Source organism: Streptomyces scabiei 87.22, assembly GCF_000091305.1.
Taxonomy (GTDB): Bacteria; Actinomycetota; Actinomycetes; order Streptomycetales; family Streptomycetaceae; genus Streptomyces; species Streptomyces scabiei.
In genome coordinates this window covers 850,163-871,614 of sequence record NC_013929.1, presented here as the reverse complement: position 1 = coordinate 871,614, position 21,452 = coordinate 850,163, and the positions used below count along the sequence as shown (strand labels likewise).

17 protein-coding genes and 1 pseudogene are annotated in these 21,452 nt (G+C 71.9%); 11 read left to right on the top strand and 7 right to left on the bottom strand.

Going from position 1 to position 21,452, the window contains the following annotated elements; genetic code table 11:
* Positions 1-91 precede the first annotated feature (91 nt).
* The 5 genes from SCAB_RS03630 (at position 92) to SCAB_RS03605 (ending at position 6,950) form a co-directional block, all read left to right on the top strand.
* Positions 92-2,149 (top strand): DUF1996 domain-containing protein, encoded by a 2,058-nt coding sequence (locus tag SCAB_RS03630; protein ID WP_012998695.1) that lies wholly within the window; start codon positions 92-94, stop codon positions 2,147-2,149.
* 118 nt (positions 2,150-2,267) lie between these two features.
* A complete protein-coding gene (locus tag SCAB_RS48025) occupies positions 2,268-3,410 on the top strand; it encodes a sensor histidine kinase (protein WP_012998694.1) in 1,143 nt (380 codons plus the stop codon).
* The gene (locus tag SCAB_RS03620) at positions 3,407-4,117 is read left to right on the top strand and encodes a response regulator (RefSeq protein ID WP_012998693.1); all 711 of its coding nucleotides are present in this window, start codon (positions 3,407-3,409) and stop codon (positions 4,115-4,117) included. The genes SCAB_RS48025 and SCAB_RS03620 overlap by 4 nt, the downstream gene beginning before the upstream one ends.
* 81 nt (positions 4,118-4,198) lie before the next feature.
* Positions 4,199-5,155 (top strand): hypothetical protein, encoded by a 957-nt coding sequence (locus tag SCAB_RS48235; protein ID WP_012998692.1) that lies wholly within the window; start codon positions 4,199-4,201, stop codon positions 5,153-5,155.
* 205 nt (positions 5,156-5,360) lie between these two features.
* A complete protein-coding gene (locus tag SCAB_RS03605; RefSeq protein ID WP_231884890.1) occupies positions 5,361-6,950 on the top strand; it encodes a hypothetical protein in 1,590 nt (529 codons plus the stop codon).
* A 43-nt stretch (positions 6,951-6,993) separates the two neighbouring features.
* On the opposite strand, the gene SCAB_RS03600 is transcribed toward SCAB_RS03605, so the two are convergent.
* Entirely contained in the window at positions 6,994-7,458 is a 465-nt protein-coding gene (locus tag SCAB_RS03600; RefSeq protein WP_037726667.1) for an SRPBCC family protein, read from the bottom strand.
* Positions 7,459-7,649: 191 nt separating this feature from the next.
* Between SCAB_RS03600 and SCAB_RS03595 the strand changes: the two genes are divergently transcribed.
* Positions 7,650-8,615: a hypothetical protein gene (locus SCAB_RS03595; protein ID WP_012998689.1), complete on the top strand. Its 966-nt coding sequence runs from the start codon at positions 7,650-7,652 to the stop codon at positions 8,613-8,615.
* An 81-nt stretch (positions 8,616-8,696) separates the two neighbouring features.
* Here SCAB_RS03595 and SCAB_RS03590 read toward each other — a convergent pair whose 3' ends face one another.
* Positions 8,697-9,062 (bottom strand): cupin domain-containing protein, encoded by a 366-nt coding sequence (locus SCAB_RS03590; RefSeq protein WP_012998688.1) that lies wholly within the window; start codon positions 9,060-9,062, stop codon positions 8,697-8,699.
* A 150-nt stretch (positions 9,063-9,212) separates the two neighbouring features.
* Here SCAB_RS03590 and SCAB_RS03585 point away from each other — a divergent pair, with 150 nt between their 5' ends.
* Positions 9,213-11,501, top strand: coding sequence for an MMPL family transporter (locus tag SCAB_RS03585; protein WP_012998687.1), 2,289 nt, complete (start codon positions 9,213-9,215; stop codon positions 11,499-11,501).
* 32 nt (positions 11,502-11,533) lie between these two features.
* On the opposite strand, the gene SCAB_RS03580 is transcribed toward SCAB_RS03585, so the two are convergent.
* Together SCAB_RS03580 and SCAB_RS03575 are read right to left on the bottom strand one after the other, a co-directional pair.
* The gene (locus tag SCAB_RS03580) at positions 11,534-13,813 is read right to left on the bottom strand and encodes a M4 family metallopeptidase (protein ID WP_041668873.1); all 2,280 of its coding nucleotides are present in this window, start codon (positions 13,811-13,813) and stop codon (positions 11,534-11,536) included.
* Between the two features lie 465 nt (positions 13,814-14,278).
* Complete coding sequence (locus tag SCAB_RS03575) at positions 14,279-15,094, bottom strand: SAM-dependent methyltransferase (protein WP_012998685.1); 816 nt, start codon at positions 15,092-15,094, stop codon at positions 14,279-14,281.
* Between the two features lie 195 nt (positions 15,095-15,289).
* Here SCAB_RS03575 and SCAB_RS03570 point away from each other — a divergent pair, with 195 nt between their 5' ends.
* The 3 genes and pseudogenes from SCAB_RS03570 (at position 15,290) to SCAB_RS03560 (ending at position 17,682) form a co-directional block, all read left to right on the top strand.
* Positions 15,290-15,508: a hypothetical protein gene (locus SCAB_RS03570; RefSeq protein WP_037726661.1), complete on the top strand. Its 219-nt coding sequence runs from the start codon at positions 15,290-15,292 to the stop codon at positions 15,506-15,508.
* Between the two features lie 8 nt (positions 15,509-15,516).
* Positions 15,517-16,358, top strand: a pseudogene (locus SCAB_RS03565) (class I SAM-dependent methyltransferase).
* 271 nt (positions 16,359-16,629) lie between these two features.
* Complete coding sequence (locus SCAB_RS03560) at positions 16,630-17,682, top strand: enoyl-CoA hydratase/isomerase family protein (protein WP_012998683.1); 1,053 nt, start codon at positions 16,630-16,632, stop codon at positions 17,680-17,682.
* Positions 17,683-17,778: 96 nt separating this feature from the next.
* Here SCAB_RS03560 and SCAB_RS03555 read toward each other — a convergent pair whose 3' ends face one another.
* Entirely contained in the window at positions 17,779-18,693 is a 915-nt protein-coding gene (locus SCAB_RS03555) for an IS982 family transposase (RefSeq protein WP_012998283.1), read from the bottom strand.
* Positions 18,694-18,833: 140 nt separating this feature from the next.
* On the opposite strand from SCAB_RS03555, the gene SCAB_RS03550 reads away from it, so the two are divergent.
* Positions 18,834-19,295, top strand: a complete 462-nt coding sequence (locus SCAB_RS03550; protein ID WP_078580292.1) for a GNAT family N-acetyltransferase — start codon at positions 18,834-18,836, stop codon at positions 19,293-19,295.
* A 51-nt stretch (positions 19,296-19,346) separates the two neighbouring features.
* On the opposite strand, the gene hemC is transcribed toward SCAB_RS03550, so the two are convergent.
* On the bottom strand, positions 19,347-20,279 hold the full coding sequence (gene hemC, locus SCAB_RS03545) for a hydroxymethylbilane synthase (protein ID WP_041668872.1): 933 nt from the start codon (positions 20,277-20,279) through the stop codon (positions 19,347-19,349).
* A gap of 140 nt (positions 20,280-20,419) precedes the next feature.
* On the bottom strand, positions 20,420-21,187 hold the full coding sequence (locus tag SCAB_RS03540; protein WP_012998680.1) for an ABC transporter substrate-binding protein: 768 nt from the start codon (positions 21,185-21,187) through the stop codon (positions 20,420-20,422).
* Between the last annotated feature and the right edge of the window lie 265 nt (positions 21,188-21,452).

Below are 21,452 nucleotides of genomic sequence, written 5' to 3'. Positions count from 1 at the left end.
CGTGGGACGCACCACCAGGCGCAGACGCCCGTCAGGAGCACGGCGCGCGACCTCAGCCGCGATCGCGCTGATCTTGGGCGGAGGCGGGCTCATGGCCGTCAACGTCTACGCGTCGGCCACCGAGGAGGACTCGGCCGACGACACCGTCCAGCAGGTGCGTTCCGCCGCCGGCACGATCGACTGCCCGGACGTCGGCGCCAAGTTGACGGAGGTGCCCGACGGGGCCCGCGCCGAGGTCGACAAGGAACTCGCCGCCCTGGACCAGCAGATAGCCGAGGCCTACCAGCGGCTGCAGAACTCCGCGCAGGCCCAGCAGCAGGACGCCGGCTTCGCCGACAACGCGATCATGAACCCGCTCAAGGAGAAGCGGGCCGCGACGATCGAGCGGATCGCGATCGCCATCGGCCGCGTCGGCGACCGCCCCGAGGGACTCGACTCCCTCGCCGCCTGCGCGCTGCGTCCCGCCGAGAACCAGAACGGCGGTGACCAGAACGGCGGCGGTGACCAGAACGGCGGTGACCAGAACGGTGACGGTCAGGACGCCGGCGGTCAGAACGGCGGCGGGGAGGGTCAGGGGCAGGGCGACCAACAGGGCGGTCAGGGCCAGCAGGGCAACGGCGGCCAGGCCGGCAACGGGCCGGTGGCCGCGGACTACGTCGACATCAAGACCGTCCAGCCGAACGCGGGCGACCGGGGCGGGCGGCAGAACGGCTCCACCGGCTCCTTCAGCACCGACTGCGGTGTGAACGCGGGCGGCCTGTTCAACTCGGACAACGTCATCGTCGCCCCCGGCGTCTCCAACGGCGCCCACCACTTCCACGACTACGTCGGCAACCAGGGCAACAGCGCGTTCGCCAGTGACCAGGACCTCGCGGCCGCCGACACCAGCTGCGAGAACCAGGGCGACCGCTCCTCGTACTTCTGGCCGGTGATCCGCCTGCAGAACGGCACCGCCGAGCAGGACGCCAACTCTCCCGGCGGCGGCATCGAGGGCAACGTCGGCGAGATCGTGACGCCCAAGCAGGTCACGATGTCGTTCGAGGGCAGCCCGCGCGGCGACGTCACGGAGATGCCGCGGCTGCTGCGCATCATCACCGGCGACGCCAAGGCGTTCGTCAACGGCACGGCCAACGCCAACGCGTCCTGGAGCTGCACCGGGTTCGAGGACCGGCAGCTGAAGGACAAGTACCCGCTCTGCCCCGCCGGCAGTGACGTGGTGCGCACGTTCCGGTTCCAGAGCTGCTGGGACGGCCGCAACATCGACAGCGCCAACCACCGTACGCACGTGGCCTTCGCCGCGGCGGACGGCGGTTGCGGCGCCGGCTTCAAGGCCATCCCGCAGCTGGTGCAGCGCATCGTCTACGACATCGACGCGCCGAGTCTGCAGGACGGCGGGCGCACGAGCCCGCTGTTCGCCGTGGACGCCTTCCCCGAGCAGCTCCACAAGCCCGTCACCGACCACGGCGACTTCATCAACGTCTTCGACGAAGATCTGATGCGCGCGATGGTGGACTGCATCAACGACGGCCGAGAGTGCGACGCGGCCGACATCGGCGGCGGTCAGGACAATGGCGGCGGTCAGGACAACGGCGGCGGTCAGGACAACGGCGGCGGTCAGGACAACGGTGGCGACCAGGGCGGTGACGACGGCCAGGGCAACGGTGACCAGGGCAACGGCGGCGCTCAGGGCGGTGACGGCCAGGACCAGGGGCAGGAGCAGCCGGGCGGCGGCCAGGACCAGGACCAGGGCCAGGACGAGAACCCGGCCGAACCGACCAGGACCGCTCAGGCCCCCGGCGCCGGGGACGACAAGGCGAACCAGGGCGACGACAAGGCGAACCAGGGCGACGACAAGGAGCCCCAGGTCCTCGGCTCGCTGAAGGCGACCCAGCGCGGCAACCCCGGCACCGACAAGGGTGAGGACAAGGGCGTCGGCGATGACGACCGCGGCGCGGTCGTGGCCCCCGCGCAGACGACGCCCGCCGTCAACATCCCCTCGCCCGCCGGGCAGTCCGGATCGCAGGGGTCGCAGTCGGTGGCGGGCGACCTCGCGGAGACCGGGGCGCAGCTGTGGCCGGCGATGATCGGCGGCGTGGCCGTGCTCGCCGGGATCGTCCTGCTCCGCCGCGTCCGGCGCTGGGACCACTGACCCGCTGGCCGGCTGACCCGCTGGCCCGCGCGAAGGGGCCGGAGGGGATCCCCATGCTCCGTCAACCTTGTTAGTTTGGACGGGAGTCGATCCGGTACCGAACGACCCGGGGCGGAGCATGGCGGAGGTCGGAGTCCGGCGGTTGCCGCCGGGGGACGTCGTGTCGGCCGCCGTCGTGTTCGTGGCGATGGCGGCCGTCCGGCTGGGCCCGGGCAGCGGCACCGACGCCTCCCCGGTCCTGACGGTCGCGCTCGCCGCGGTGATCGCCGGCGGCCTGGCGTTCCGGCGCCGCGCCCCGCTGGCCGGGTTCGTGGTCGGCACGGCCGGGCTCGCCGTCGAGGCCCTGTGGGCCGGCCCCGGTCCGCTGACCCCGGTCGCGAACCTGATCGCCGTCCACGCGCTGGGCCTCGGCGCGAGCCCCCGCCGGGCCGCGCTCGGCGCGCTGCTCGTCCCGCCCGCCGTGCTGGCGTACTTCGCCCCGAAGGACGACCCGCCGGTGGTGCCGGCCGCGGTCGTCCTGGTCTGGCTGCTGGTGTGGGCGGCCGGCTTCTCCACGGCTCGTCGACGCAGGGAGACCGAGGAACTGCGGCGGCTGCTGCGCCGCGAGTCGGTCGTGGCCGAACGCCTGCGCATCGCTCGCGAGCTGCACGATGTCGTCGGCCACTCGGTGAACGCCATGCTCGTCCAGGCCGGAGCCGGACGCCTGGTCCTCGACACCGACCCCGACCGCACCCGGGAGCTGCTGAGCAGCGTCGAACGCACCGGCCGTGACGCCCTCGCCGAACTCGACCGGGTCCTCGGTCTGCTGCGCGCCGACGACGACCTCGGCCCGACCGGCGCGGACCACGACGACGGCACCATCCCGGAACAACCGCCTCTGGACGCACGGCATCTGGACCGGCTCGTGGGCCCCATGGCGGACGCGGGCATGGACGTCCGCCTGCGCATGGAGCCCGAGACGCTGACCCTGCCGGGCACCCTGCGGCCGTCCGTCCACCGGATCGTCCAGGAGGCGCTGACGAACGCCCTGCGGCACGGCCACGCCCGGTCCGCCGAGGTGACGGTCCGCCGACAGCGGTGGGGTGACACCGTGCTCGTCCGCGTGGTGGACGCCGGTCAGGGGCCGAAGCCCCGGTACCGGCCGGGGCGCGGGCTGCGCGGTATCGGGGAACGGGCCGCCGCGCTCGGCGGATCGGTCGCACACGGCCCGGCCGGTGACGGCGGCGGGTTCGCCCTCAGCGTCGAACTGCCGCTGCGGTGACCGCCCGTGCCGCCGCGGGCCCGGTCGTACGTGTGCTGCTGGCCGACGACGACGCCCTGTTGCGCACCGGTGTGGCGGTGACGCTCGGCACCGCGCCGGACATCGAGGTCGTCGGGGAGGCCGCCGACGGCCTACGGGCCGTGGAGCTGTGCCACGCCCTGGCCCCGGACGTCGTACTGATGGACGTACGGATGCCGGGCATCGACGGCATCGAGGCCACGGCCCGCATCGCCGCGGCGGGGCCGGCCGCGCGGGTCCTGGTGCTGACCACCTTCCCCGACGACACCTATGTGTGGCGGGCGTTGCGGGCCGGTGCCAGCGGGTTCCTGCTCAAGCGCACCGCCCCCGAACGCCTCATCGACGCCGTGCGGACGGTGGCCGCCGGGGACACCCTGATCGACCCCTCGGTCACCCGCGCTCTCGTCGAGCACTTCGTCCTGGGAGAGCGGACGGCCCGCGGACCCGCGGACGCCGCGGACCTCGCCGGGCTGCGCGGCCTCACCGCCCGTGAGGCGCAGGTGCTGCGTCTGATCGCCGAGGGACTGTCCAACGCGGAACTCGCCGAGCTGCTCGGGATCGCCGAGTCCACCGCCAAGACGCACGTCAAACGCGTCCTGCACAAGATCGGAGCCCGCGACCGGGCGCAGGCCGTGGTCCTGGCCTACCGCTCCGGCCTGATGGAGTCCGGCGTACCCCCAGGGGGGTAGGTTCCGGCACCCCCTCGGGGGGACGCCCCGCTCGCCGCGCCGTCCTACGGTCGGGCCAGTCGCCGGGGAGGGGGAGCTGGGATGAGCGTGCGGGGTGCGGAGGCGTTGTCGCAGGTGTGGCGGGCCGTACGGCCGCGAGGGAGGTACCAGGGGCTGCTGTGGTGGTGCGGGACGCTCCTCGCGGCCTCCGGACTGCTGCACGCCGTGGTCGCGATCGTGGACCGGGAGCCGTGGTGGGGGCCGGTGTCCTGGCGCAAGCCGGTCGCGTTCGGACTGTCGTTCGCGCTGCTGGTGTGGTCCGTGGTGTGGATCCTGCGGCAGATGCCCGCACGCTGGTGGGTACGGATTCCGGCCGGCCTGGTCGTCCTCGTCGCCGTCTGCGAGGTCGGGCTCATCACCGCCCAGCGCTGGCGCGGCGTCGCCTCCCACTTCAACCAGGCGACACCCACCGACTCCGCGATCTGGTCCGTGATCGGCACCCTGATCCTGCCCCTGATCCTCGGCCTGGTCTGGCTGTTCGTGACCGCGCTGGTCCGGTTCGAGGGCGGTGGCGCCGCCAGGATCGCCGTGCTCGTCGGGCTGGCGGGCGTCCTGGCGGCCGGGTACATCGGCACCGACATGGCCGCCATCGGAGAGACGGCCTTCGAGGACACCGGACAGGTGCCGCGGGAGGTGCTGTTCGGAGCGGCGGGCAGCGCCAAGCTCGCCCACGCCGCCGGTCTGCACGGCATCCAACTCCTCGCCCTGCTCGCGATCCTGGCGGACACGGGCCGGCTCGGGCCCCGGAGAGCGGCGACCGTCGTGGCCGCGGCGGCCCTCGGCTGCACCGCCGCCTTCGCGGCCGTCACCGCCACCGCCTACGCGGGCCGCGCCCCGTACGACCCGACCGTCCCCCTCGGGATCCTGCTCGCGGTCGGCGTCCTCACCACGGGCGCGGCGGCGGTCGTCGTCCTCGCGCAGGCGTCCCCCGCCCGCCCCGGGCCCGATCACGCACCGGACACGGCGAGTTCCCCGCTCGCCGGGCGAACCGGACGGTGACCTTCGCGCGTCCACAGGATGTGGGGCCGCGTCCGTCGCAGGTGACGGGTGGTGCGTGCGACCTCGGTCGATCACCGCCCGTGCGGTGGTCACGAATGGAAATCGATCTCCGCAGACGCCCGGGAAACGCCTGTCGCGGCATCGAGTTTCGGCCGTACACTGACAATTAGTAAGCATGCGGGTGGACTTGACGGGGGGATCCGAGATGTCCGGGGATCAGTACGGCGTAAGAGACCAGGACGGCTGGAGCCACAGCTACGTCGTGCCGCCCGTACCGCCCATGCCCCCGGGGCCGCCGCCCGGTCCCGCGGACGCCTGGCGGGCCGTCGGTGTGGGTCTGCTGAACCTCAGCGGTCTCGGGCTCGGCTACGCCCTGATCCGCCGCCCGCTCCTGACGCTGGTGTGCTGGGCGGCCACCGGCCTCCTGCTCTTCACCGTGCTGCCGGCCGACCCCGACGGTGTCCCGGGCCCGGCGCTCGCCCTCTACGGTCTGTTCCTGCTCCTGGCCGCCGCCCACGGTGCCTTCCTGGGCCTGCGCACCCGCCTGGTCTGGCCCGCGCAGTCCCCGCTCGCCGTCGTGCTCGGCGTCCTTCTCCTCGGCGTCCCGGTCGCGGGCGGTCTGCTGTACGAGACCGCGCGCAAGGAAGCCGTCGAGGAGATGCTCCTGGAGCGGCTGGACAAGGCCGACGACCTCGTCGACAAGGCGTCCGGCGAGTCCTTCTCCACGACCCAGTCCGAGTTCCGCAGGGCACTGACCGCCTACGACGACCTCAGCACCGACCACCCCGGCTCCCGGGCGGCCGAGAAGGTCCCGGACCGGCTGAAGACCTTCTACACGACCGTCGGCGCCCCCTACGAGAAGCAGGAGTACTGCGACGCGGTCGCTCCCCTCGAATACCTGCGCACGGTCCCGCAGACCATGAGCAAGCGCGACCTCGGCTCGCTGGCCGACTGGCCCGACGACCGGCTCGCCACCTCGCTCTACGAGTGCGCCTCCGCCGGCCTGGCTGCCGACACCGCGGGCTGGCAGGACCAGTTCAGCGACCTCCTCACCACGTTCCCCGACTCGGACCAGGCCGCGAAGGTCGAGCCCGACGTGAAGCGGGCCGTCGACAAGGCGGTCAAGGCCGTGGGCGGCGACGAGCCGTGCACCGCCGTGGACCGGCTGAAGACGCTCGGCTCCCAGGTCAAGGCGCTGCCGGGCGACAAGGCGGGAGTGGCCGACGACCTGGCCGCCGACGCCGGACGGGCCGAGGACACCGCGTCCACCGGCGTCTACACCTGCGGCGTCGACCAGTACCGGGACGGTGACTTCGCCGAGGCGGTCACCTCGATGAACGACTTCGTCGACGCCCACAAGAAGCACAGGAACGCGCCGCGCGCGAAGAAGATAGCGATCGCCGCGGAGATCGCGCAGGAGGTCCCGGCGGCGGGCAAGAAGCTGCCCACGACGCGTTCCGGTGGCAGCATCTCCGTCACGGTCAAGAACGACAGCCCCGACGAGATCCAGGTCATGTACACCGGCCCGGTGACCGGCACCTTCACCCTCAAGGGCTGCGGCACCTGCTCCAGCTACAGCTGGAGCAGCACGCTCGTCAGCGGCTTCAAGCCGTGCAGCGGCAACGACAAGTACCCGCAGCGCACGATCAGCCTGCCCGTCGGCACCACGTACTTCCTGCACAAGCCGAAGGGCGGCAGCGCCTCCAGCGCCGCCTCCGACACCGCCAAGCTGCAGTCGGGCTACATCTACACGGAATGCGCCTACGTGACCTCGGGCTACGGCCTGGACTCCTGACGCGCACCCGGCCACGGTGACCGTCACGGGCGGCGGGGACTGCTCAGCCCCCGCCGCCCTCCACCCACCGGGCGACGTCGTCGAGGTCCTTCGCGACCGCCCTGCGCACGGCACGGGCGCCGATCGGGCCCATGACCCTGGCGAGCAGCCCCGCGACGGCACCGGTCGGCTCGGCCGAGAACGTCAGCAGGATCGTCGTCGACCCCGGCCCGTCGGCCCGCAGCAGCCACTGCGAGACATAGCGGGAGCCGTGCGACTCGGCCTCCACCACATACCGCTCGGGCGGCTCGCTGACGGTCACCCACATCTCCTCGGTGGCGTCCTTGCCGAACATGCGCCGGGTCTCCCGCCACCGCGTGCCCACCCCGAAGACCCCGTCCGTCAGGACCTCCACCCGCGTGACACCGCCGAGCATCCGATCCATCCGCCGCAGGTCGGTCAGGGCCTCCCACACCCGCCCCTGGGAGGCGCCGACCCGCCGCTCGACCACGACACTCCTGCTCGTCATGGATTCCATGAAAGCACCGGGCGGCGGCCCCCGCCCCATGACGCCCCCGGCCCGCTCCGGCCGCCGGGTTGCGTAGGAGAGGTGCGTAGTTCTACGGACGACCGGGCGGGAGGCGTTCTGCGAGGCTCGGATCTTCAGGTGCGGCCGACGCCCCGGGGGACCCCCATCCACCACGACACGAGGAGAAGCCGATGACCGACCGCCCCGAGGGTGCGCCGGCGCAGCCCCAGCCGCAGGACCAGCCGTCCGCGTCCCCGGCCTGGCCGCCCCCGGGACAGCCCGGCGCCCAGGCCCAGCCGCCGGGACCCGCCCCGACGCCCACCCAGGTGGAGACACCGGTCCAGGCGCAGCCGCCCACCCAGGCGGCGGTGCCGAGCGCCTACCCCTACCCGAGTCCCCAGTCGCCGGCCGGCTACGGGCCGCCGGTGCCCGCCCAGGCGTCCGGGTACGGCCCGCCGGCGGGCGGATATCCGCCGGGCGGCTACCAGCCCCCCGGCGCGCGGCCCGCGACGGGCGCCGGCGGACGGGCCGTGCTGTGGGCGCTCGTGGGCGCGGTCGTGGCGTCCGCGGCGTGGGCCGGCGGTGTCTTCCTGCTCGGCAAGGACGACACGGAGGCGGACCTGCGCGGCTACCGGGCCGAGTCCGACCTGTGCTCCTCGGTGGACTACTCGTCGTTCAAGAACGAGTACCCGGAGGAGGACACCGAGCCGGTGCACAACGCCCTGGAGCACGAGGCCCTCGACGAGAGCTACTGCAGCATCTCGCTGAAGGAGTCCTCCACCTCCTCGATCTCCGACGCGTACTTCTCGGTCCAGGTGGACCTGCACAAGAAGACCGACCCCGGACCGGAGTTCACCGCCGTCTGGTCCGAGTACGACCAGCGGTACGAGGACTACGACGTGGAGAAGGTCTCCGGCTTCGGCGACGAGGCGTATCTGGTCACCGAGGACACCACGTCGGGGGACGACAACAGCGGCAGCCGGGCGGCGACCCTCGCGGTGCGCGACGGCTGGATGACGTACGAGATGAGGTGGAGCGCGTACGGCTCCACCTATGACGACGGCGCGACCATGCCGGAGGTGAGCGACGTGGTGGAGTGGCTCAAGAGCGACACCAACGCGACCCTCGACAACCTGCGGGAGTCCGACGGGGTGTAGCGCGGACGCCGCACACGCGGGCGCGCACGGAGAGGGGCGGGGCGCTTTGCGCGCCCCGCCCCTCTCGCACCCCGGTCGGCTTCAGTCGTCCTTCGCCTTCGCGTAGTCCTGGGCCATCTGGCCGGCGAAGTCGTACACCAGACACTGCTCGTCGCCCACCACCCACGCGTCGTGCCCCGGCGGGCACACGAAGACGTCGCCGGGACCGACCTCGCCCTCACCGCCGTCGTCCATCCGGATGTGCATGCGTCCACTGAGCACATAACCGTTGTGGTGGACCTGGCAACTCTCCGTGCCCGCGATGGGGCCGACGGACTCCGACCAGCGCCAGCCCGGCTCGAAGGTGGCCACGGCGAAGTCGAGCCCGGTCAGGTGCACGGCCTCGAGGTGCCCCCGGGGGAAGTCGCGCCGCTCGTCCGGCTTCTCGACCGTCTTGATCTCCAGCATGACGGCTCCTTCCGCTAGGCCGCCCCACCTCCCCATGGTCCGCCTGTCAAGCCGGGGCCGCCAACCGGGGGACCGGTGCCCGCCGGAGGTGCCGGGCCCCCGCGGGCGGCGTGTAATGGGGTCCGGAAGATCGCTCCCGGAGGAGAGACGATGCGCTCAAGTCGTTCCGGTGGTGGGCAGGACGGGACCGAGGCCCCGGCGGGCCGGCTGCGCAGGCTCGGCGAGTGGTGCGCCCGGCACTTCGTGGTCGTGATCGTCGCCTGGCTCGTCGCCCTCGCGGCCGTACAGGTGCTGAACCGGGCCTACGGCGGTGACTACTCGGACAACTTCTCCCTCCCCGGCGTGCAGTCCCAGAAGGGCCTGGACGTGCTGAAGGAGCACGATCCGGCGGCCGGCGGCTACGGCAGCCAGATCGTCCTGCACGACAAGGACAAGGCGCTGACCTCGCTCGGCTCCCAGATGTCCCAGACGGTCGGCGACCTGCAGAAGCTGCCGCACGTGCTGTCGGTGCAGAACCCGCTCACCACGCCCGCCATCCAGTCGTCGGACCAGTCGCAGCAGCCGAACGTCGGCCCGCTGTCCTCCGACCAGAAGACGGCGTACATCACGATCCGCTTCGACGTGCAGCCCTCCACCCTCGGTGACGGCTACCTCGACGGGGTGGACGACTCCGTGCAGCCGCTGCGGTCGGCGGGCGCCGAGGTGGAGTACGGCGGACCGCTCGGCGAGCTGGCCCGTCCCGACGCCGACGACCGGGTCAGCGAGCTGATCGGCTTCGCGGTCGCGATCGTCGTGCTGGTGATCGGCTTCGGCAGTGTCATCGCCGCCGGTCTGCCTCTGGTGACCGCCCTGCTGAGCGTGATCGGCGGTCTCGCCTGTCTGGGTCTTCTGGCCGCCGCGTTCACCTTCGCGACCGTCTCCCCGACCCTGGCGACGATGATCGGTATCGGTGTCGGCATCGACTACGCGCTGTTCCTGATCACCCGCCACCGGCAGAACCTCATGGACGGCGACGACCCGGTACGGGCGGCCGGCCGCGCCGCCTCGACCAGCGGGCACGCCGTCCTCGTCTCCGGCTGCACGGTGATCGTCGCCCTCGCCGGACTGTACGCCTCCGGGGTCAGCTTCATCGGCAAGCTCGGACTGGCCGCCGCCGTGACCGTGGTCTCCGCGATCGCCGGCGCCCTCACCCTGGTCCCGGCCCTGCTCGGCCTGATCGGCAGACGGATCGACCGCTACCACGTCCGCAAGCCGGTCGCCGAGACCGGCGCCGAGGCGGGCGAGGAGATCACCGGCACCTGGCACCGCTACGCCCAGCGTGTCGAGCACCACCCGTGGCGGTTCCTGACAGCCGGTCTCGCGACCGTGGCGATCCTCGCGATCCCCCTCTTCTCCATCCAGCTGGGCCACATCGGCGACGGCGCCGACCCCACCTCCTTCACCGACCGCCGCGCCTACGACCTGATGACCGACGCCTTCGGGCCGGGCTCCAACGGGCCGCTCACGGTCGTCATCGACCAGACCTCGGTGCCGTCCTCGGACCGCCAGAGCCTGCAGAGCACCGCGCAGAAGAAGCTGGACGCGGTCGAGGGGGCGTACGCCGTCACCCCGCTCAACCCCACCCAGGACGGGGACGTCCTGGTGGGCACGGTCTACTCGAAGCAGTCGCCCCAGAGCGCCGACACCACGGACCTGACGAACCGCCTGGTCGACGACACCCTGCCCGCCTCGGTCTCCGGCACGAAGGCGCACGGCTATGTCACGGGGACCACGGCCTCCCAGGTCGACTTCCGGGACATCGTGGCGAGCCGGCTGCCCGTCATCATCGCCGTCGTCGTCGCCCTCGCGTTCCTGATCATCCTCGCCGTCTTCCGCGGACTGCTGGTCGCGGTGAAGGCGGCCGTCCTCAACGTCCTCTCCATCGCCGCCTCGTACGGCGTCGTCGTCGCCGTCTTCCAGTGGGGCTGGGGAGGGCCCGCCCTGGGCGTCCACGGCAAGGTGCCCATCGAGAGCTATGTGCCGATGATGATGTTCGCGATCATCTTCGGCCTCAGCATGGACTACGAGATCTTCCTGCTGTCCCGCGTCCACGAGGCCTGGCTGCGCACCGGTGACGCCCGCGACGCCGTGGCCCACGCCCTGGAGATCACCGCCCGGGTGATCACCTGCGCCGCCCTGATCATGGTCAGCGTCTTCGCCGCGTTCATCGTCAGCGACAACATCGTGGTCAAGATGCTGGGTCTGGGGCTCGCGGTCAGCGTCCTCATCGACGCCACGGTCGTCCGCCTGCTCATGGTCCCCGCCGTGATGACCCTGCTGGGGCGTCACGCCTGGTGGACCCCGCGCTGGCTGGACCGGATCATGCCGCACATCGACGCGGAGGGGGACACGCGGGAGCGGCCGGTCCCGCAGGCGCAGGACCGGCCGCTCGGCGGCTGACGTGTCTCAGTGGAACCAGAGGTGACGGTTCGTCAGAAGGTCAGCTTCCAGCTGTTGATGTAACCGGTGTCGAGGCTGGCCACGTCCTGCACCCGCAGCTTCCAGGTGCCCGCGGCGGTCTCGGCGGAGGCGTTCACCGTGTACGTCTCGACCACGTTGTCGGCCGAGTCGGACGAGGCGGAGTTCTTCAGCCGGTAGGCCGTGCCGTCCGGGGCCACGAGGTCGATGACCAGGTCACCGCGCCAGGTGTGGACGATGTTCACGTCCACGGAGAGCGTGCTGGGCGCCGCTCCGGCCCGGTTGACGTTGATCGGGGACTCGACGGTGCCGTTGTCGGGGATCTGGTAGTCGGCGGTGTTCTCGAACACCGACTGGTTCCCCTCCTCGTCCACGCGCCAGGCGAAGGTCGCCTTCCCGGTCTTGTCGGCCGCGTCCGTCACGGTGACGGTCGGCGTGTAGTTCCCGGCCGTGGTCGGGGTGCCCGAGATGCGTCCCGTGGCCGCGTCGATGGACAGCCCGTCCGGCAGACCGGTGGCCTCGTACGACAGGGCGCCGGGGTTGGTGGACGACGCCTGGACGTCGAGCGTGACCGCCTGTCCGGTCAGGGTGTACTGCGCGGCCGGCGGGATGACCGTCACACCGTCGAGGATCCGGGAGCCGACGTTGATCGCGGCCCAGGCGTTGGCGGTGTTGTTGTACGTCGGCGAACCGAGCCCGTACAGGTCGGCGGCGGCGCGCAGAGTGTGGGTCCGGGCGGCGGCGTAGTTGGTCGTGGACGTCATGTACGTGGTGAGCGCCCGGAAGTAGATCTTCTCGGCGGCCTCGCGGCCTATCGGCGTCACCGGCAGTCCGTCGAAGGTCGGCGAGTCGTAGGAGACGCCGTTGACGACCTTCGCGCCGCTGCCCTCGGAGGCCAGGTAGAACCAGTGGTTGGCCGGGCCGGAGGAGTAGTGGACGTCGATGTTGCCGAGCGTGGAGGACCAGTAGTCGCGCGAGGAGCCGTCCTTGCTGGGCTTGTCCATGTAACGCAGCGGCGTGCCGTCGCCGTTGATGTTGATCTTCTCGCCGACCAGGTAGTCGCCGACGTCCTCGCTGTTGCCGGCGGCGAACTCCACGGCGGCGGCGAAGATGTCGGAGGTCGCCTCGTTCAGGCCGCCGGACTCGCCGCTGTAGACGAGGTTGGCGGTGACCGAGGTCAGACCGTGCGTCATCTCGTGCGCGGCCACGTCGATGGAGGTGAGCGGGTTGGCGTTGCCCGACCCGTCGCCGTACGTCATGCAGAAGCAGGTGTCCTGCCAGAACGCGTTGACGTAGTTGTTGCCGTAGTGGACCCGGCTGTACGGGGCGACCCCGTCGTTGCGCAGGCCGTTGCGGCCGTGCACGTTCTTGTAGTAGTCCCAGGTCAGCGCGGCACCGTAGTGCGCGTCCGCGCCGGCGGTCTCCAGGTTGGCGGCCGTGCCGTCGCCCCAGACGTCGTCGCTCCCGCTGAACAGCGTGCCCGTCCCGGACGAACCGCGGTTCAGGTTGTAGGTGCGGTGGTTGCCCCGGTCCGCGTCGGTCAGCGTGTACGACGAACCCGACTGGCTGGTGCCGAGCGACACCGAGCCGCTGTAGCGGGTGTTGCCCGTGCCGGTGTGCACGGCCTCGTACTCGAACAGCTTCTTGCCCGACTGCGCGTCGGTGATGACGTGCAGCTCGCTGGGCGTGTCGTCGTGCTGGAAGCCGCTGACGACCGTCTCGTAGGCGAGGGTCGGCGTGCCCTTGGCGGCCCAGACGACCTTGCGGCTGTTGTCCGGAGCGGCCTTGGTGGACCCCTCCTTCTTCGCCGCCGCCAACGCCTGCTTCTCGGCGCTTGCCTTGCTGACCGCGGGGCTGAGGTCCGCCACCTTCAGCGTGGGCTTGTAGGAGCGGGTGACGCTCTCGATCGCGCCGGACTTCGCGGCGTGGACGACCAGGTCGCCGCCGAGCACGGGGAGTCCGGCGTAGGTGCGCTCGTAGCGGGTGTGAACGGTGCCGTCGGCGTCCTTGACGACGTCGCGGACCCGCAACTCCTCCCGGCCGCCCAGGCCGAGGCGGTCGGCGGTGGTGTCCGTGGCCTTCTCGGCCTTGCGGATGAGGGTTTCGCGCTGACCGGGGGTGAGCTTCGCGGGCAGGGCACCGCGGTCCGGCTTCGCGGCCACGGGACGGGTGGTGCCTTCTCCGCCGTCACCGCGTGCCATCGCCGGGGCGCCGGGGACGGCGACGGCGAGCATGGCCGCCGCGACGACTAGGGCGGCCGTTGCCGTGGTACGTCTGTGGGGGGTGGATCTCACGCGAACTCCTTAGCTGCGGCCGACGTTGGTGGAGCGGCCGTACGAAGGACCCGGTGCACGGGTCGAGGCACCGGGTGGAGCAGGGAGTGCTGCGATGCGGGTGCGCGTGCTCCGTCGTGAGACGGGGTGGGCACAGAGTGACAGATGTGCGGGTGTTGTGTCAGGAGCATGCCAAGTGTTTGGCCGGAAAATGATCGTTCAACCACCGCCGGTGGTCAGGGATTTCCCCGATGTCGGCGGCCTGCCGGAGCCCTCCACCGACACGTTCCGGCCGCCGGACGCGGAGCACGACAGCACAGGGCGCCCGCCCCCTGTGCGGGGGCGGGCGCCGGTCGGTGCGGGGCCGGACGCGGGGTGGCTCCGGTGGAGGCCCGGCCCAGGTGCGCGCGGGTTACGCGCGCGGCGTCCCGGCGCGTGACGTCATGGCACGTGACGTCAGGGCGCATGACGTCAGGGCGTGCGACGTCACGGCTTGCGCGCGAGGCCGCCGTGTTCGGCGATGACCTGCGGGGCGGGGCCGGTGCCGTCCGGACGCCAGAGGGGTACCGAGACCACGCCGGGGTCCAGCAGTTCCAGGCCGTCGAAGAACGAGGCGATCTCCTCGGCCGTCCGCAGGTTGTAGGGCACGGCGCCGCTCTCGTTGTATCCGTCCTGGGCCCGCTCGAAGACCGGGTCGATGCCCCGGGAACCGTCGTTGACGGAGAGGTAGCTGCCGGACGGCAGTGCCCCGAGCAGCCGGTCGACGATGGAGCGCGCCTGGTCGTGGTCGGCGACATGGCCCAGGATGTTGCTGAGGATCAGCGCGGTGGGCCGGTTCAGGTCCAGGGTCTCGGCGGCGGCGGCGAGGATGCGGTCCGGGTCGAGCACGTTGGAGTCGACGTAGGCGGTCGCCCCCTCCGGCGTGGAGTAGAGCAGGGCGCGGGCGTGGGCCAGGACCAGCGGATCGTTGTCGACGTAGACGATCCGCGCCTCGGGGGCGATCCGCTGCGCCACCTCGTGGGTGTTGTCCGCGGTCGGCAGGCCCGTCCCGACGTCGAGGAACTGGCGGATGCCCGCCTCGGCGACCAGGTAGGTGATGTTGCGGCGCAGGAACGCGCGGCTGCTGCGGGCGATGGTCACGATGCCGGGGAACACCGCGGTGTACGCGTCGCCGGCCTGCTCGTCGACGGGGTAGTTGTCCTTCCCGCCCAGCCAGTAGTTCCAGATACGGGCCGAGTGCGGCACCGAGGTGTCGATCTTCTGTTGCGCCGCCGGTCCGGGGGTGGTCGCGTGGTCGGTCATGTCTACCGTCCGTCTTTCAGCCGAAGCGAGGAGTTCCGGACACAATTTACGTCCCGACGGCCGCTTCTCGTACGCCAGTTCACGTTTCTGGTGGGTCGGGGGCGGGTCGGAGCCGGGCGGGAACTTCTCTGACCGCACAGACGTCCGTACGGGTGAAGAGGGACCGCACCCGGTGCGCGACGGAAGTGGGTTGCCATGACGACGATCGACCCGACCACCTTCGAGACCAGGCTGGCCGACGGCCGCCGCATGACGCTGACGCTGCCGCCGACGGACGCGGGATGGGCCGCCGAGGGGATCAGGACCCTCCGTCCCGTCCCGCCCACGCACACCGGCCGGGGCCAGGACCCTCCCGCCCTCCCCGAGCGCCCCGCGCTTCCGCTCGAAGTCGCTCTGCTGGGGTTCGCGCTCTAGGGGGCGGCATGCCTGAGGGATGGCAGTGGGACCGGACGCTCTTCCGGGGCAGCGCGGCCCACTACGGGCGGGGCCGGCTCCCCTATGCCCCGGGCCTTCCCGAGACGCTCGCCGGGGCGCTCGGTCTGGACGGCCGGGGCAGACCCTCGACGTCGGCTGCGGTCCGGGGACCGTGCTGCTGCCGATGGCGCCGTACTTCGAGGAGGTGGTCGGTGTCGATCCGGACGAGGACATGCTGGCCGAGGCGCGACGGCAGGCCGCTCGGCGCGGGGTGGCCGACGCGCGCTGGGTGGCCGCCCGCGCCGAGGAACTGCCCGCGGGACTGGGGGAGTTCCGGGCCGTGGTGTTCGCGCAGTCCTTCCACTGGACGGACCGTGACCGAGTCGCGGCCGTCGTGCGGGAGATGCTGGAACCGGGCGGCGCGCTCGTCCACGTGAGCGAACTGCAGGACCCGCCCCCCGAGCCCGCGCCGCCGCCGTCGCCCGCGCCCCCGTACGAACGCATCGCCGCGCTGGTGCGCCGGTACCTGGGCCCCGTGCGCCGCGCGGGGCAGGGGGTGCTGGTCGACGGCACGCCGGGCGGGGAGGAACACGTCATCGCGCGCGCCGGTTTCGTGGACCTCGCACGCCATGTGGTGCCGGGCGGCGACGTCGTCACCCGCACCACGGACGACCTCGTCGCGTGGACGTTCTCCCGGTCCGACGCGGCGCCGCACCTGTTCGGCGACGAACGGGCCGCGTTCGAACGGGACCTGCGGGCACTGCTGGAGGAGACGGCGCCCGGCCGGCACCCGTTCGCGGAGCGCCTGCCCGCAACCGAGGTCAGGATCTGGCGGAAGCCCCCGAGGTAGGGCGGGCGCCGACGACGGCCCTCCGGCGCTGCCGGTGGCGGCGGGACGGCCGGCTGCCAGGGTCCCGGCCAGGGTCTCGGTGAGCAGCCCGAGAACCTGGGGAGCCTGGTCGACCGGGTAGAAGTAGGCCCGCAGCCCTAGCCGCGAGCGGCCCGGCAGGGGTGGCCGGGAAGGGGTCGGATACGCTCGGCGGCCCAGGGCGACGACCGAGAGGAACCGGCGAGATCATGCACGGCAGCAGGGCCCGAGACCTCACCCCGGGAGTCCGCCGGTGACCGGCGGCGAGGAGGAGCCCGTCCTGCTGCGCACCGTCGGCCGCGCCGCCCACATCGTCCTCAACCGCCCGCGAGCCCTCAACGCCCTCAATCACACCATGGTGCGGCGCATCGACGAGGCGCTGACCGCCTGGGAGCACGACCCGGCCGTGGAGACCGTCGTCATCACGGGCGCGGGGGAGCGGGGCCTGTGCGCGGGCGGCGACATCCGGGTCGTCCACGACGACGCCCGTGACGGGGACGGCACCGCCTCCGCCGCCTTCTGGCGCGACGAGTACCGGCTCAACGCCCGCATCGCCCGCTACCCCAAGCCGTACGTCGCCGTCATGGACGGGATCGTGATGGGCGGCGGTGTCGGTGTCTCCGCGCACGGCAGCGTCCGTGTCGTGACCGAACGGTCCCGGATCGCCATGCCGGAGACCGGCATCGGCTTCGTCCCGGACGTCGGCGGCACCCGCCTGCTGGCCCTCGCGCCGGGCGAACTCGGCACGCTCCTCGCGCTGACGGGCGCGTCCGTCGGCGCCGCCGACGCCCTGCTGTGCGGCCTCGCCGACCACTACGTGCCCTCCGCCTCGCTCGGCGACCTCCTCGACGACCTGGCCGAACTCCCCGCCGGGGAAGCGGTCGCCCGGCAGGTGCGGCAGCCACCGCCCGGCGAACTGGCCGCCCGCCGGGAGTGGATCGACACCTGCTTCGCCGCAGGCACGGCCGAGGAGATCGTCGCCCGGCTCCTCGCCCACGGAGACCCGGCGGCGAAGGAGACCGCCGAGACACTGCTCGCCAAGTCGCCCACCGCCGTCAAGGTCACGCTCACCGCCGTGCGCCGCGCCCGGCGGCTGGACTCCCTGGAACGCGTGCTGGAGCAGGAGTACCGCGTCTCCTGCGCGGCCCTGGCCACCGCCGACCTGGTCGAGGGCATCCGCGCCCAGGTCATCGACAAGGACCGTGATCCGCGCTGGTCCCCGGCCTCCCTCGCGGACGTCACCGACGACGCCGTGGAGCGCTGCTTCCGGCCGCTCGGCGACGGCGAACTCGGGCTCCGCCCGTAGGACCCCCGCCCGGCCCGGACGGGGCGGCCGCACACCGGACCACTCGCCCCACCATGGCCGCCACTAGATGAATGAGTCCAAGGGGTGTCGTTGCGGTCAGTGATCGTAGGCGGTGAGTGACCGTTTGATCGGCTGTCCGGTCTTGTCGTTGTGCCAGATCGCCGCTGTGAGCGCGAGGATCCGGCACAGGACGCGGGCCGCCACCCCTGCCGGGCTCTTGCCGCCGTGTCGTTCCAGGTCGAGCTGGGCCTTGAGGGTCTGGTTGATCGACTCGATGACCTGCCGCAGCGGCTTGAACAGGTGTGCCCCGGCCCGTTCGGCCTCTCCCTTGCGGGCCGGCCGCAGCAACTCAAGGTGACGCTCGGCCAGGTCGTGCTCGAACTCGCGGCCGTAGTAGTTCTTGTCCCCGATGATCGTCTGGCCGGGGCGGGCCGCTGTGACATCGGGCGCGGTGTCGAGCATGTCGCGCAGTGTCTCGCGCTCGTCGGCCTTCGCACCGGTGAGGGCGAACAGGACCGGCAGCCCGCCAAGCGTGCATACCAGATGCAGCCGCAGTCCCCAGAAGTACCGTGAGTGCGACGCGCAGTAGCCGTACTGGGCCCAGCCCGCCAGGTCCGAGCGTTTGGCCGTCTCGCGGGAGCATCCGCAGCCGACCGGGGTGGAGTCGACCAGCCACACGTCATCGCTCCACAGCGAGGTGTCCCGGGCGAGGATCCGGATCATGCTGGTGAGCAGCGAGGAAGCGGCGCGCAGCCGCTTGCTGTAGCCGGACTGCTGGGGCACGTAAGGGAAGAGGCGACCGAAGTCCTTCCCCACACGGCGCAGCCAGCGCCGCTCGGAGGTGTAACCGAGCAGCGCCGACATGACCGCGAGGGTGACCAGTTCGGCGTCACTGAGCGTGGGCGCGATCCCGACGACGGGCCGGTACGGGGCCAGCCACGGCGAAGCCTTCAACTCGTCGTCGATTCGGGCATAGAGTGCCGTTGCGAGGGTGTCCAGGTCTGTCTTCACACACTGACATTGGACGCCCTCGTCCTATGTTCGCAGGCCAACCCTTGGACTCATTCATCTAGGCTTTCCCCGTGACCGGCATCTCCCACGACCTGCGCATCCGCCCCGGCGGCCCCGACGACGCACCGGCCGTCCTCGCCATGCTCGACGGGGCGGTGGCGTGGATGAACGAGCGCGGCAACACCGAGCAGTGGGGCACGATCCCGTACTCGCGGCGCCCCGACGGCCCGGCACGGGTCGAGCGGTACACCACCGAGAACACCCCGTACATCGCGGAACTGGACGGAACACCCGTCGGCGCGCTGATCCTGGACACCGGCCCCAGCCCGCAGCTGCCGATCGCCCCGGCGGGGGAACCCGAGCGGTACGTCCGTCTGCTGGTGTCCGACCGGCGGCAGGCCGGCCGGGGTGTCGGCGCGGCCCTCCTGGCCCATGCCGCCGAGGAGACCCGCCGGGCGGGCGTCCGGCTCCTGCGGGTCGACTGCTGGGCGGGCGGCGGCGGCCGGCTCGTCAGGTTCTACGAACGCAACGGCTTCACCGCCACCGAGCCCTTCCGCTCCGGCACCTGGCCGGGCCAGGTACTGACCCGGCGCATCGACTGACCCGGCGTGTTGACAGACGTGGCGCACGCACCGGCCCCGCGACCGCGAGGGTCAGTGCGCGATGCCGTCGATGAGGTCGCGGGCACCCTGGCGGAGCAGGGCGACGGCGACCGAGGTGCCCAGGGTGGCCGGGTCGAGACGGCCGGCCCATTCGTGGGCGTTGAGGACCGTCTTGCCGTCGGGCGTGAACACGGAGGCGCGCAGCGAGAGTTCGCCGCCCCGGTCCGTGCGGGCGAAACCGGCGATGGGGCTGTTGCAGTGGCCCTGGAGGACGTGCAGGAACATCCGCTCGGCAAGCGTCTCGCGATGGGTGTCGGGGTCGCCGAGACCGCTGACGGTGTCGATGGTGAGGGCGTCGCCCTCCCGGCACTGCAGTGCCAGGACACCCGCGCCGATCGGCGGCATCATCGTCTCCACGGACAGGAACTCGCTGATCACGTCCGCCCGGCCGATCCGCTCCAGCCCGGACACGGCCAGCAGCAGCGCGTCCGCCTCACCGGCGGCGAGCTTCTCCAGCCGGCGGTTGGCGTTGCCGCGGAACGGCACGCACTCCAGGTGCGGGTGCGACGCGGCGAGCTGCGCGGTGCGCCGTACGGAGGAGGTGCCGATCCGGGTTCCCGCGGGCAGCTCGTCCAGGGTGCGGCCGGCGGGGTCCACCAGGGCGTCGCGGATGTCGTCCCGCTTCAGGAACGCTGCGAACATGGTGCCCGCCGGGAGGGGACGGTCGGCGGGAATGTCCTTCACGCAGTGCACGGCGAGATCCGCCTCGCCCGCGACGAGCGCGGCGTCGACCTCCTTGGTGAACGCCCCCTTGCCCTCGACCTGGGAGAGATCACCCATCCACTTGTCCCCGGTCGTCTTCACGGGAACCACTTCGGTGCGCAGCGCCGGGTGCAGCACGGCGAGTTCGGCGCGTACACGCTCCACCTGGGCCAGGGCCATGGGCGAGTCTCGGGAAACGATACGAATCAGGTCCTGCGACATGAAGGCACGATAGCCCCTCGGACCGGGCGCCGTTGACCACCCCCGACCCCGGAACCCGCCCCGGTCCCGCCCTTGTCCTGCCCTGTCGGTGCCCGCACCCCCGACGACCGGCCCGGACGTCCGGTCCCGCACGTCCGGCCCTACACGTCAGCCTGCTGGTACTGCCCGAGAAAGTCGAACTTCCGGCCCACCACGCGGAACAGGAACAGCGCGTCGTGGTTGTAGCCATAGCCCGCGTCGAACGCGGCGGTCCGGCTGATGCCCCGGTAGGTCACCTCGCGCATCCGGCGTACGACCGCGCCGCGCTCGGTCAGGGGCGCGTCCCCGTCCGTGCACGCCTGGGCGAGGAACAGCATCGCGTCGTACGCCTCCGCCGCGTACCAGCCGGGCGCCTTCCCGTACCGGGCCTCGTACGCCTTGGTGAACCCGCGGGCCGCCGGGGTGGCGGCCGGGTCGACGAACGTGGTGGCGAACACCCAGCCGTCGGCGGCCCGCCCTGCCCTCTTCAGGAACCGGTCGCCGAGGGCCCGTTGCGTGGCGACCCGGGCCCCCGAGAACCCGGCCCCGCGCAGCGCCGCCGCGAAGGCCCCCGCCCGCTCCTGGTTCCCGCTGAACACCACGGCGTCCGCGCGGTCCGCGACGGCCTTCCGGGCGAGCGCGGCGGCGTCGAACGTACCGGCCGCGACACTCGTGACGGTCGTGTCCCGCCCGGAGCGGCCCAGCGCGCGCTCCATGAAGTTGCAGAGCGACCAGGCGAAGTCGCCCTCGGCCCGGTCGTCTACGAGGGAACCAACGAGGTATGCCCGTTCCTTCAGGCCGCCACAGATGTCATGGGGTTCCCACTTGGTGCAGCAGCAGGTGCTGCAGTCTGGTGAAGGTGAAGGGGAGTGACGCAGTTCGCCAGCCACGAGCCGCCCCTGCGGACTACCAAGGGTGAGCAGCTGTCGGAAGGTGAACTTATCCCCGCTCTGAAGTATCCAGAGTGGGGATACGCCGTGTGGAAACTGAGAATGAGGATTGGCCGGTGGCGCTGCCTCAGTGGCCAGGGCCGGGCCAGTTCATGCCTGCTGCGACTTCCGCCGTGGATACTCCCCTGGCTATTGCCTGGCTCATGGCAATCTGAGTCTTGGCGAGAACTTGCGACTCGCACTCCGCTTTTTTCATCCGCTGTAT

Coding starts and splice junctions, on each gene's coding strand:
- SCAB_RS03630 (WP_012998695.1), top strand. CDS start 92: ATGGCCGTCAACGTCTACGCGTCGGCCACCGAGGAGGACTCGGCCGAC.
- SCAB_RS48025 (WP_012998694.1), top strand. CDS start 2,268: ATGGCGGAGGTCGGAGTCCGGCGGTTGCCGCCGGGGGACGTCGTGTCG.
- SCAB_RS48235 (WP_012998692.1), top strand. CDS start 4,199: ATGAGCGTGCGGGGTGCGGAGGCGTTGTCGCAGGTGTGGCGGGCCGTA.
- SCAB_RS03605 (WP_231884890.1), top strand. CDS start 5,361: ATGTCCGGGGATCAGTACGGCGTAAGAGACCAGGACGGCTGGAGCCAC.
- SCAB_RS03600 (WP_037726667.1), bottom strand. CDS start 7,458: ATGACGAGCAGGAGTGTCGTGGTCGAGCGGCGGGTCGGCGCCTCCCAG.
- SCAB_RS03595 (WP_012998689.1), top strand. CDS start 7,650: ATGACCGACCGCCCCGAGGGTGCGCCGGCGCAGCCCCAGCCGCAGGAC.
- SCAB_RS03590 (WP_012998688.1), bottom strand. CDS start 9,062: ATGCTGGAGATCAAGACGGTCGAGAAGCCGGACGAGCGGCGCGACTTC.
- SCAB_RS03585 (WP_012998687.1), top strand. CDS start 9,213: ATGCGCTCAAGTCGTTCCGGTGGTGGGCAGGACGGGACCGAGGCCCCG.
- SCAB_RS03575 (WP_012998685.1), bottom strand. CDS start 15,094: ATGACCGACCACGCGACCACCCCCGGACCGGCGGCGCAACAGAAGATC.
- SCAB_RS03570 (WP_037726661.1), top strand. CDS start 15,290: ATGACGACGATCGACCCGACCACCTTCGAGACCAGGCTGGCCGACGGC.
- SCAB_RS03550 (WP_078580292.1), top strand. CDS start 18,834: ATGCTCGACGGGGCGGTGGCGTGGATGAACGAGCGCGGCAACACCGAG.
- hemC (WP_041668872.1), bottom strand. CDS start 20,279: ATGTCGCAGGACCTGATTCGTATCGTTTCCCGAGACTCGCCCATGGCC.